General features: G+C 68.5%; 7 protein-coding genes and 2 pseudogenes. 5 read left to right on the top strand and 4 right to left on the bottom strand.

Translation table 11 applies throughout. The features are described from left to right. Positions 1–157: 157 nt before the first annotated feature. A pseudogene (locus QK291_RS17710) lies at positions 158–298 on the top strand (type I methionyl aminopeptidase); the annotation flags it as partial. Between the two features lie 360 nt (positions 299–658). On the opposite strand, the gene menD reads toward QK291_RS17710, so the two are convergent. Next, entirely contained in the window at positions 659–2425 is a 1767-nt protein-coding gene (gene menD, locus QK291_RS17705) for a 2-succinyl-5-enolpyruvyl-6-hydroxy-3-cyclohexene-1-carboxylic-acid synthase (protein WP_282384094.1), read from the bottom strand. After that, positions 2422–4200: an arginine--tRNA ligase gene (gene argS / locus QK291_RS17700; RefSeq protein ID WP_282384093.1), complete on the bottom strand. Its 1779-nt coding sequence runs from the start codon at positions 4198–4200 to the stop codon at positions 2422–2424. Before argS ends, menD begins: the two co-directional genes overlap by 4 nt. Before the next feature lie 184 nt (positions 4201–4384). Here argS and QK291_RS17695 point away from each other — a divergent pair, with 184 nt between their 5' ends. Next, complete coding sequence (locus tag QK291_RS17695) at positions 4385–4981, top strand: helix-turn-helix domain-containing protein (protein WP_282384092.1); 597 nt, start codon at positions 4385–4387, stop codon at positions 4979–4981. A 532-nt stretch (positions 4982–5513) separates the two neighbouring features. Here the strand turns inward: QK291_RS17695 and QK291_RS17690 are convergent. Further along, positions 5514–7598, bottom strand: coding sequence for a PhoX family phosphatase (locus QK291_RS17690; RefSeq protein ID WP_282384091.1), 2085 nt, complete (start codon positions 7596–7598; stop codon positions 5514–5516). A 291-nt stretch (positions 7599–7889) separates the two neighbouring features. Between QK291_RS17690 and QK291_RS17685 the strand changes: the two genes are divergently transcribed. Together QK291_RS17685 and QK291_RS17680 are read left to right on the top strand one after the other, a co-directional pair. After that, positions 7890–9206 (top strand): DUF2254 domain-containing protein, encoded by a 1317-nt coding sequence (locus QK291_RS17685; protein WP_282384089.1) that lies wholly within the window; start codon positions 7890–7892, stop codon positions 9204–9206. 30 nt (positions 9207–9236) lie between these two features. After that, positions 9237–9890 (top strand): annotated as a pseudogene (locus QK291_RS17680) (haloacid dehalogenase type II); the annotation flags it as partial. 141 nt (positions 9891–10031) lie between these two features. Here the strand turns inward: QK291_RS17680 and QK291_RS17675 are convergent. Then, on the bottom strand, positions 10032–10553 hold the full coding sequence (locus QK291_RS17675; protein WP_282384088.1) for a MarR family transcriptional regulator: 522 nt from the start codon (positions 10551–10553) through the stop codon (positions 10032–10034). A gap of 257 nt (positions 10554–10810) precedes the next feature. Here QK291_RS17675 and QK291_RS17670 point away from each other — a divergent pair, with 257 nt between their 5' ends. Next, on the top strand, positions 10811–11416 hold the full coding sequence (locus QK291_RS17670; RefSeq protein ID WP_282384087.1) for a TasA family protein: 606 nt from the start codon (positions 10811–10813) through the stop codon (positions 11414–11416).

The raw sequence follows: 11416 nt of genomic DNA, 5'->3' as shown, positions 1-11416 counted from the left end.
TTCCCGGTCCCGCGGCCGTAAAAACACGGCCTGACACGTTTTCCAGCGGGTCCGGTTTGGTCTGTCAGGAGTACTTCGGGAACACCCCCCGCCCCGGATGGGTCACCCCGGAACCGACACCAACCCGTTACACAACCACAAACAAAGACCAAGAAGGCCCTGGGTCATGGCGGGCACCGCCGACCTCGTCACCGACCCGGACGGCTGGACACACCGAAATGCAACAGGAACTCGAACCGCGCACAGCGAGCACACCGTAGCGATCACGGACGACGGACCTGTAATCCTCACGATCTGACCTTCGCGCACCGCTCGGCCGCCATGCATTACGGAGGCTGGATGGTGGAGGGCAGGGACTTCCGGGAGGATGGGCTTGAGCGGCTAGTGGCCGATGATCGCCGAGGCCCGCGATCTGGACCTTAGCAACACGGTGTTCGCCATCCACTACTCCAACCGCCGTCACTCCGGGCACGTCAGCCAGTACGGCCTCGGCCGGACTGGAGCCACCTCATCCACAGCTGAGGCACGGCACTCCCCCACCATGCAGGCAGCGGCGGCACAGCAGCGCATACGCGGCGGTTTCGGACAGACGCACCGCGGATCCAGGCCGCCCCGTCCGAAAGCGCAGCGGAAACGGGCGGGCCACTGCCCGCCTAGGCTACTGCGAGGCGAGGACTCCGGCCACCGCGGAGGCCACGGCGGACCTGATGCGGACGTGCAGTTCACGCAGCCCGCGCCGGTCCGTGTGGACCTCGATGATGCTGCGGCCCGACCACGGCTCCGCCAGCGCCGCGGCCAGCTCCGCCGTCGTGCTGACCGAGCGGTGCGCGACGCCGTACGCCGCCGCGAGCGCCCCAAGGTCCACACTGTGCGGGGTGCCGAAGAGGCGTTCGACGGCGGTGCCGTAGCGGCCCGCGGCCTCGACCTCGCCGTGCTCCAGCAGCCCGAAGATGGCCCCGCCGGCGTCGTTGAGGACCACGATGCGCAGATGGGGCTCCTGTTCCCCGGCGCCGAGCAGCAGCCCGCCGGCATCGTGCAGGAAGGTGACGTCGCCCAGCAGCACCGTGGTTTCCTGCCCCCCGGCCAGGGCGATGCCGGTGGCCGTGGCGAGGGTCCCGTCGATGCCGGACAGGCCGCGGTTGGCGAAGACGACGGCGGCCGGCTCCGGGGCGGGCGCGCCGGCGAGGTCGACGTCGCGGATGCCGTTGGAGGAACCGAGCACCAGCTGCCCGCGCGTATGTTCCCAGACCAGGGCGCCGACGGCGGGACCGGTCGCCGCGGGCCCGGCGGCCGCGGTCCCAGCCGCGGCCCCGGTCGCAGCCCCAGCCCCAGCCCCAACTCCAGGCCCCGCCAGCACCACGTCCACCGCGTGCTGCGCGGCGGCCCCGGCCAGGAGCCAGGCATCCAGCCACGCCGCGGAGCCGCGGCCGGCGAAGTCCGCCAGGTCGCCCAGGTTGTCCAGGGGGAGTTCGGTGCGGCGGCCGGGCTCGTACCAGGCCACCGGCACCGGCTGGTACAGGGCGGAGGGGACGTCGGCGCGGGCCAGCAGGGCGCTCACCGGCCGGGAGAGGGTGGGCCGGCCGAAGAGCACCACGCGCTCGATCGGCTGCGCGGAGTCCGGGCCGAACGCATCCAGGACAATCCGGTACGGTCCCACCGCGTTGGGCCCGAACCGGGCGTTGGAGGACGGCTCGGCCAGCAGCGGCACGCCATGGGCGCGGGCGAACGCCTCGGCGACCGGCCCGGCGTCGTGCCCGGCCAGCACCACGGTGCGCCGCTCCGGCAGGCCGGCCGAGGCTGGCGGGAAATCGAGGGCCAGCGGGCCGCGGGGCGCGCGGTACACGCGGCGGCCGGACTCGGGCGGCAGCCCGTCGCCGGGCGCGGGAACGAGCGGGTCGCGGAAGGCCAGATTGAGCTGCACGGGCCCGGGCGGGGTGTCCTCAAAGGCCCCGGTGGCGGCGCTGAGCGCGGTCTCCACGGCGCGTCGCGGGTCACTGCCGGCGGGCACGTCGGCGGCGAAACGGACATGCTCGCCGAACAGGTCCAGCTGCGCCGTGGTCTGGTTGGCGCCGGTCCCGCGGAGTTCCTCGGGGCGGTCGGCGGAGATTACCACGAGCGGGACAGCGGCGTGGTTGGCCTCCATCACCGCCGGCAGGAGATTGCCGACGGCGGTCCCGGAGGTGGTCAGCACGGCCGCGGGCGCCCCCGTAGCGAGGCCCAGGCCCAGGGCGGTGAAGCCGGCGTCGCGCTCATCAATCCGGACCAGCAGTTCGACCCGTCCGGCGGCGTCGGCCTCGGCCAGTGCGTAGGCCATCGGCGCGGAGCGCGAGCCCGGCGCCACCACCACGTACCGCACGCCCTCAAGAAGCAGGGCCGCGACCGCGATACGCGCAGCATCGAGTGCGCTCAGCTCCTCCGAACTCACATGTTCTCCGGGGTCTCGATGCCGAGCAGGTCCAGGCCCTCGGACAGCCGGCGCAGCACCAGGGCGCACAGGGCAAGCCGCGATTCCCGGACTGAATCCTCGGACTTCAGCACGGGGCACTGGTCATAGAAGGACGTGAACAGCTGGGCGAGTTCGAACAGGTAGGTGCACAGCCGGTGCGGCTCCAGCGCCTCGCGCACCTTGTGCAGGGTCGCGCCGTACTCGAGCAGGTGCAGGGCCAGGGCCCGTTCGGCGGGTTCGACGACGGCGATCGGCGTCGCCGGCCTGCCGCCGTCGCTGTCGGCAAAGTCCAGCGCGGTGTACCGCTCCAGCACACCGGCCTTGCGCAGAATCGAGCGGATCCGGGCGGCCGCGTACTGCACATAGGGCCCGGTGTTGCCGCTCAGGGCCAGCATCCGGTCGAAGTCAAAGACGTACTCGGTGTCGTGGCCCACGGAGAGGTCGGCGTACTTGACCGCGCCGATGCCCACCTGCCGGGCGGTCACGGCGCGTTCTTCCGCTGTGAGCTCGGGCCGGCTGGCGTCAATCACGGTGCGGGCGCGGTCCACGGCTTCCTCCAGCAGGGCCATCAGCTTGACCGGGGCGCCGGAGCGGGACTTCAGGATCTTCCCGTCCTCCCCCAGCACGTTGCCGATCTGCACGTGCACGGCCTCCACCGTGTCCGGCAGCCAGCCGGCGTCGCGGGCCGTGGCCATGACCATGCGCAGGTGCATGTTCTGCGGCGCGCCCACGACGTAGAGGACGCGGTTGGCCTCGAGCTCGCGGACCCGGTACCGGATGGTGGCGAGGTCCGTGGTGCCGTAGCCGTAGCCGCCGTCGGACTTGCGGATGATCAGCGGCATCGGCTCACCGTCGCGGCCTGTGAAGCCGGCCGGGAAGGTGCACAGGGCGCCGTCGCTGATCCGGGCGATGCCGCGTTCCTCGAGTTCCTGGCACAGCTGTGCCAGATGCGCGTCGTAGGAGCTTTCCCCGGCGATGTGGTCATCGGTGAGGCTGATGCCCAGCATCGAATAGATGGCGTTGAAGTAGCGCTTGGACTGCGCCACGAGCCGCTGCCAGACGGCGAAGGTCTCCGCGTCGCCGCCCTGGAGCGCGACCACGCGCTGCCGCGCGCGGGTGGCGAAGCCGTCCGCGTCGGTGGCGGAGCCGTCCGCGTCGGTGGCGGAGGCGTCGAACTTGGCCCGGGCCGCCTGGTAGAACGCGCTGGGGTCATCGACCAGCAGCGCCGCCGCCGGGGAATCCTCGCCGATCTCCAGCCAGTGCTCGATCAGCATGCCGAACGGGGTGCCCCAGTCGCCGATGTGGTTCTGCCGGATCACGGTGTCGCCCAGCGCCTCGAAGACCTTCACGAGGCTGTCGCCCACCACCGTGGTACGCAGGTGCCCGACGTGCATTTCCTTGGCGACGTTCGGGGAGGAATAGTCGACGACGACGCGCTGGGCCACCGCTGCCGGCACGGCCGGGGCGCCGGGAGACGCGGCGTTGAGCAGCTCCTCGATCCAGGTCCCGTCGAAGGTGAGGTTGATGAAGCCCGGTCCGGAGATCTCGGCCGCGGTGCAGATCCCGTCCAGGTCCAGGGCCTCGACGATCCGGGCGGCGGCGTCCCTCGGCGCCATGCCGACCTTCTTGGCCAGCGCCATGGCGGCGTTGATCTGGATGTCCGCGAACTGCGAGGGCCGGACCACCGGATCGGTCTCGCGGTACTCTTCGCCGAACGCGCTGGCAATTGCTGCCTGGACTCTGGGGACAACCATTTCGGCCGGATTATTCACACTGTTCAAATTATCAGTTCCCCCGCACCCGGACGCTCCCTCAGCGGTGGTGGCGGATCAGCAAACGCTCCCGTACCTCTGGCGGCCGATCCGCCTGTCGCTGCCCACCGCCCGTCGCTGCCAGCGCGCTTGGTGCGTACGTCAGCCAGCGTCAAAGGATCCCGCAATGCCCAGAATCACTGCCGCCACCGTCGCGGAGCACCGCGCCGCACAGGAGCGCGCACTGCTGGACGCTGCCCACGAACTCCTGCAGGAGACCTCCGAAGGGCCGACCATGGCCGACGTGGCCGAGCGGGCCGGACTCTCAAGGCCCAGCGTCGACCAGTACTTCGACTCCCGACAGGACCTATTCCAGGCTCTGGTGAGCGACATCTTCCCGCGCTGGACCGAGTCACATCCGCCATGGCCGCCGCCCCGCCAAAGCCGATCGCGTCCTGGCCTACGCCACGGCCAACGTGAACCTCGTGGCCGAAGGAGCTCACGCCGTTGGGGCGGCGTTGGCCGCGCTGGCCCCGGGCGCCGAACTCGACTGGCAAGCCACCCGGATGCACCGCCAGCTCCAGGAACGCTCATCAAGACGCTCACCGAGCTCGGGGTTGCGGACCCGGAGTTGCTGGCAGAGATGATCAACTCCGTCGTCCACGCCGGCACCCGCATGCTCGAACCCGGGCAATCTCTGGACCGGGTCCACTCCCACCTCAGGACCTTGCTCGGGCCCTTCGTTACGGAACACCAAACCCCTGAAGGCGCCACCGGAAACTGATCCTGGTCGAAGACGGCCTCGGAGGAAAACGCGCCACTGCCTGGCCGCTGGCAGTAAACTCCCGCGGTCCCGGCCGCATTGTCGATGAATGCGAAGACGAGGTTTTGCCACGGTCGTCCGGCAGACGCGGTCTTGGACCTGTTCGGCGAAGCCCGAACCCGCCTCTCGTGCCGCTGCGTGTGGGCCCTAAACTCCCCCTGCACCGCGCTGCCGCCAGTGACCCCGTGACACCCAACCGTCCGGGGGCACTTTGACCGCGGGCGCGCCGTCAACTGGCCGGAAAGTGCCCATTGGGGTCTCAAAGCAGCCCCGGACGGCCGTCGCCCCGACAAACCGCGGGAGCGTAACTCCGAAACCCGCCAACGAGCGGGAACGTCGGGCCGAAACGCGCCAAGCCTGCGGGAGCGAAGTGCCCTGAAGCAACGCGGGGTCAGATCGCGCCCATCAAGGGCCCCAACACGGGCCGGATCTGACCCCGCGTTGCTTTGTAGTGGAGGTGGAGGTGGTGGGTGCGGTGTGGTGGTTGAAGGGGTCAGGCGTCGGTGCGGAAGACCTGGACCACTGAGGGGCGCGGGGCACGGGCCTTGCCCCGGGCCGGCGTCGTGCCTGCCGGGACGTAGTCCGGGAAGAAGGACAGCTGCGCGTCGAAGGTGCCGTCCTCGCCCGGGTGCTGCACGGAGACGAACACGGTGCGTTCCTCGTCGCGGATGATCGGCCCGCAGGTTTCGCCGTCGCGCGGGACGGCCAGGAACTGCTCCACCCGGCCGCGCTCGGCGCCGTCGAGGGTGACCTTGAACAGCCCGTCGGCCTTGCCGATGCCGGAAGGTGCGCCGTCCGTGGAGATCCAGAGGTTGCCGACCGAGTCGAACGCGAGGTTGTCCGGGCAGGAGATGGGCGAGACCTGGTCCGCCGGGAACCCGGAGAAGTAGGTCACGTCCCCGGTGGAGGGATCGCCGCAGACCATCAGCAGGTTCCAGGTGAACTTCGTGGAGGTCTGGTCGCCGGTCTCGGTGATTTCAACGATGTGGCCGTCGCGGTTGGCGTTGCGGGGGTTGACCTCGGTGGCGCCTTCCTTGCCGATCTTGCCGCGGTCCGAGTTGTTGGTGCAGGCGACGTAGACCTTGCCGGTGTGCAGGCTGGGCTGGACGTCCTCGCAGCGGTCCATCTTGGTCGGGCCCACCTTGTCCGCGGCCAGCCGCGTGTACACCAGCACCTCCTCGACGGACGGCATCCCGGGCACCATGGACTTCCCGCCGACGACGAGCGGCAGCCATTCCCCGGTGCCGTCGAAGCCGCCGTCGGCCGGGACAGTGCCCGTGCCGGTGATCTCGGCGGCCGGGGAGTTGCCGGTGAAGCGGGCCACGTAGAGGTCGCCGGCGGAGAGCAGGGTCATGTTGTGCTTCCGGTCCCCCTCGATGTACTTGTCCTTCGAGACGAACTTGTAGAGGTAGTCGAAGCGCTCGTCGTCGCCTGAGTAGGCCACCACGTGCCCGGACTCGGCCACGATCACGTTGGCGCCCTCGTGCTTGAAGCGGCCCAGCGCGGAGTGCTTCTTCGGGGTCGACGTCGGGTCGAAGGGGTCGACCTCCACGATCCAGCCGAAGCGGTTGGCCTCGTTCTCGTACCCCGGGGTGCGGGTGTCGAAGCGCGGGTCGTCGAGTTCCCACTGCCGCGCCGTGGGCTTGCTGGTGAGCCCGTAGCGCTTGTCCTTGTCCGAGAGGCCGGGGGCGACGAAGTACCCGTTGAAGTTCTCCTCGCCGGAGAGGATGGTGCCCCAGGGCGTGGTGCCGCCCGAGCAGTTCCCCAGCGTGCCGAGGATGGTGCGGCCGGTGGGGTCTGCCGTCGAGCGGACCAGCGGCGAGCCGGCCACCGGGCCGGTGAGCTCGTAGGCGGTGTTGTTGAGGTAACGGCGGTTCAGCCCGGCGCCCTTGACGTAGTTCCACGGCGTGTTCTTGTTCTTGCGCTCCAGCTCGACGACGGTGAGCCCGTGCGCGGCGGCGGCGACCTTCCGGACGTCGGCGGCGGGCATCGTGGCCGGGAACATGATGGCCTCGTTGGTGTATTCGTGGTTCGCGAAGAGCACCGCGCGGCGGCCCTTGCTGCCGGGGATCTCAAGGATGTCCGTGTAGTCGTTGTTGTAGCCGAACTGCCGCGCCTGGGCAGCAGCGGTCTGGTTGCCGAGGTCGAACTCCGGGGCGTCGGCGAAGATCGGGTCACCCCAGCGGATCACGGGCTGCCAGGTGAAGCCTGCCGGAACCGTGAAGGCGTCGACGGCGGCATCCACCGGAGCGATCGCGGTGAACTTGAGCTTGGACGCCCCGTAGCCGTTCTTGGCTGCCGGGGACAGCCCGGGGCCGCCGGCCACTGCGGCCTCGGGCGAGGCCAGGGCGCCGCCGAACGCGACGGCGAGGGCACCGGCGGCGCCGAAGCCCAGGGCGGCGCGGCGGGACATGGTCGCGGAGGCGATGTCGCGGAAGTAGCTGTTCGAGCTGGTGTTGCAGACCTCGCCGCTGCAGGCGTTGTCGCACTTAAGCGCGCAGGTGACGGCGCTTCGCTTGCCTTTGGTGTGGCCGAGCATCGGGAGCAGGGAGAATTTGCGTCCGGAGGAGACAGACATGAAGAGACCTTCCACGGGTGGAGTAGGGGCCTTCCCACCGTTCCAGCCGCGGACTACGCGGAGCCGACTCTCAGATGAAGTTGAGGTGAACTCCCGGCATCGCCCCGAAACCCGCCGGGGCCACGGGCAAGACAGCCGTGAACTTCCGCGTAGCGGCCGCCCGCAGCATTCCTGAGGTCGCTCCCGTCGCTAACGCCCGGCCCTGTGCTAGAAAGGAGACCACTCCCGCGCGGCCTGCGGGTAACGGGGCAGCGGAACGGCAATGCTGGAACCACACGGTAACGAACGGGGATGTTCATGATCGATGGCCGCGCAGCGCAGGTCAAGGACGCACTGCAGACACAGCTTTGGCCGTTGCCTGCCGTGTCCGTGGTCCTCGCAGTCGTCCTCGGTATTGCCCTGCCGGCGCTCGACGCCGCCTTAGACGGCCGGCTGCCGCAGGGCGTTGCCGCCCTGCTCTTTGGAGGCGGCCCAGAGGCAGCCCGGGCCGTGCTGCAGACCGTCGCGGGATCCCTGATCACGGTCACATCGCTGACCTTTTCCCTCACCGTGGTAACCCTCCAGCTCGCCAGCAGCCAGTTTTCGCCGCGGCTGCTGCGCACCTTCGCCAGCGACAGGTTCGTCCACACGACCCTGGCGTTGTTCCTGGCCACCTTCGCCTTCGCCTTGACTGTTCTGCGCAGCGTCCGGACAGAAACCAGCCAGAGCCCCTCCTTCGTCCCTGAAATTTCCGTCACCGTGGCCTACGCCCTGACGATCGCCAGCATCTTGGGACTCGTTCTCTTCCTTGCCCACTTGACCCGTGAGATCCGCGTCGAGACCATGATGCGCAAGGTTAACGCCGAAACCCGGGCAACGATGGACCGCGTATTCCCGGCCCGCCGGCCAGCCCGGCAGCCGGTACCAGCCACCGGCGCCGGCAGTATGGACATCCGTCGCTCGCGCTCCGGATTCCTCACCGGGTACAACAAGAACGCCCTCCTGCGGGCCGCCCTGGAGGCAGACGCCGTGATCCGGATAGACCGCGAGCCCGGAAGTTCCCTGGTGGAGGGAGTTCCTTTTGCGACCGTGTGGCCGCTGCCTCCCCGGACCGCCTTCAGCCCGGAATCCGCGGAGCAGTTGCGGGAACAGATCAACGTGATGGTCGACACGGGCTTTGAACGCACCAAGGTCCAGGACGTCGGCTTCGGTTTCCGTCAGCTGTCGGACGTCGCGGCACGCGCCCTCTCCCCCGGCATCAACGATCCGACCACCGCGGTGCACGTGATCGGCCACCTCTCCGACCTGTTGTGCCGGCTTGCCGACAGAAGCCCCGGACCGGAAGTGCTCACGGACAACGCCGACGAGGTCAGAGTCATTCTGGCCCAGCCCCGGTTCGGGGACTTCCTGGATCTTGCGCTGGCGCAGTCTCGGCACTACGGGGCCGGTGATCCGGCCGTCGCCGAAAGACTACTTGTCCTGCTCCGGGAGCTCTCCTGGCGGGACGAACGGGAGGAGCACCGCGGCGAGGTGCTGGTTCAATTGGCCCGGATGCGTGAAGCCATCGAGGCATGCGCCTACACCGGCGCCGAACGCCAGCGCCTCCTGGATCTCACCGAGGCGTTGTAGCCGGCGCCGCACTTAACGCTTGCCCCTTCGATGACTGCCGCCTTCCTGGAAGGCGGCAGACCCGCTCTGAAGACGGACCCACGATCACGAGGAGAAACCATGACCACCGCCACCTCAGTCATTGTCTTTGATGTCAATGAAACGCTGTCAGATATGTCGCCCATGGGGGAACGCTTCAGCGAGGTCGGGGCGCCCGCTGAACTGGCCAAGCTCTGGTTCTCCACGCTGCTGCGTGACGGCTTCGCTCTGGCAGCCAGTGGCGACAACGGATCGTTCTCCGCCATCGGAGCCGACGCGCTCCGGGGACTTCTGACAGGGGCGGAGCTAAACCGCCCTCTCGACGCGGCGGTCGACCATGTCATGGACGGTATGAACGGCCTCGGTCTACATCCGGATGTCCCCGAGGGGATCAGGGCCCTCGGGGCCGCAGGGTTCCGGCTGATGACGCTCAGCAACGGCTCGGCCCGGATCGCCGGGAAGCTGTTCAGCGAGGCCGGCATCCGGGAGGCGTTTGAGTCGCTGCTTTCGGTCGAAGACGCGCCCATCTGGAAGCCTGCCCGGGCCGCCTATGAATACGCCGTCGCCGCTTCCGGGGCCGAGCCGGCCGAAATGCTGTTGGTGGCTGTGCATCCCTGGGACATCCACGGGGCCGCTCGTGCCGGGCTGCGGACAGCGTGGCTCAACAGGGTCGGGGGTAGCTACCCGGGCTACTTTGAGGCTCCTGAATTCACCGTCACGGCTCTGACCGAACTTCCCGGGCCCTGGCGGCAGCGCACTGACCAGGACAGTACCCCGGAGCCTGGCAGGCCGCCATCGGAGCGCCCTTTAGCCGTCTTCGGGGTCCGTGGCGGCAGCCATCAGCCGCTCGCCGATGCCCTCGAGGAATTCAGCGATGTCGACAACGCTCTCCGCGGACGAGTCCTCGAGCAGGGCACCGGCGGCCGCGGCGAAGTGGTCGTTGGCCCACTGCATCGCTTCGGTCCCCTCCGGGCTCAGGTGCAGCAGCACGCTGCGCCGGTCCGTGGGGTTGGGCTTGCGTACCATAAATCCCTTGGATTCCAGACGGTCCACCATGGCCGTGACCGAGCCGGTGGTGATGTTCAGGGCCTTGCCGAGGTCCTTGGGGGTGAGGCCGTCCACCTCGCCCACGAATGCCATCGCGTTGATGTCGATGGTCCCGATCCCCAGCTTCTCGGCCAACCGGATGCGGAGGGCGTAGGTCCCGGTGTCAACGCGCCGCAGGCCCTGCACGATCCGGACCAGCCCGGCTTGGCGGGTCGCATTCGGGCCCTCCATAGGGGTGGTCTTCTCCAGCTCGTCGACGTGCCGGGGTCCAGGGGTTGCCATAACGAATCTTCCGCTCCAAAGCTGATTTCCACGGGTTTTTTCGCCGCCTTTTCATCTACTTTACTATCAAACATTTGACCGGCCGCCACGTCTGGCGATGCCTCGACACCCCCTATATCTCTTAAAGTAAGCCACTCTTAAAACAAGTAACTTGTTAAACAAGATAAATATGTGTAACTTCATAACTGCAGGCTCCGCTCAGGGAGCTTGTTAGGTCTCAGCAGGGGCGCAGTCCCCTTCCTCCCCAGGAGCATTTCATGGCACAGATTTCCGCACGTACGGCCAAATGGGTCAAATGGTCCGTCGTCCCCGCAGCACTCCTGGTGAGCGGCCTCGCGGTATCCCAGGCGTCCTACTCCGCCTTCAGCAGCCAGACCGTCGACGCCGGGAACAACTGGGCAGCCGGTACGGTCAAGCTGGTCAACAACGCCGGCAGTGCGGTGTTCAAGGCAGAGAACCTCAAGCCCGGGCAGACCGGGGCTAAGTGCGTCACGGTCACTTCCACTGGCTCGCTTGCCTCCGCGGTGAAGCTGTACGCCAAGGATTTCAACACGGCGGTCACCAACGACCTCAGCCCCTTCATCAATCTGGTCATCACTGAAGGCACCGGCGGAACAGCCGACTGCCAGGGCTTCCAGCCGAGCGTCACCCCGGCGGACACTTCCGAACTCACCCTTGCGAGCTTCGGCACCAAGTCGACGTTCGCCAACGGCGTGGGCACATGGGCACCGGCCGGCGCCACGACTGCAGCGCCTGTGGCCCGCACATACAAAATCGCCTACACCCTGAGCTCGACCGCACCGGACAGCGCCCAGGGCGGTACCGCGAACGTCGTCTTCACCTGGGAAGCCCAGAACAGCTAA

This window comes from Arthrobacter sp. AL12 (genome assembly GCF_029960645.1).
Classification (GTDB): Bacteria; Actinomycetota; Actinomycetes; order Actinomycetales; family Micrococcaceae; genus Arthrobacter.
The sequence above is the reverse complement of the archived record's forward strand: the minus strand, read 5'-3'. Positions and strand labels throughout refer to the sequence as shown.

Bases quoted from the DNA above. Each gene is read 5' to 3' on its own strand.
- argS (WP_282384093.1), bottom strand. From the start codon at position 4,200: ATGGTTGTCCCCAGAGTCCAGGCAGCAATTGCCAGCGCGTTCGGCGAA.
- QK291_RS17695 (WP_282384092.1), top strand. From the start codon at position 4,385: ATGCCCAGAATCACTGCCGCCACCGTCGCGGAGCACCGCGCCGCACAG.
- QK291_RS17690 (WP_282384091.1), bottom strand. From the start codon at position 7,598: ATGTCTGTCTCCTCCGGACGCAAATTCTCCCTGCTCCCGATGCTCGGC.
- QK291_RS17685 (WP_282384089.1), top strand. From the start codon at position 7,890: ATGTTCATGATCGATGGCCGCGCAGCGCAGGTCAAGGACGCACTGCAG.
- QK291_RS17675 (WP_282384088.1), bottom strand. From the start codon at position 10,553: ATGGCAACCCCTGGACCCCGGCACGTCGACGAGCTGGAGAAGACCACC.
- QK291_RS17670 (WP_282384087.1), top strand. From the start codon at position 10,811: ATGGCACAGATTTCCGCACGTACGGCCAAATGGGTCAAATGGTCCGTC.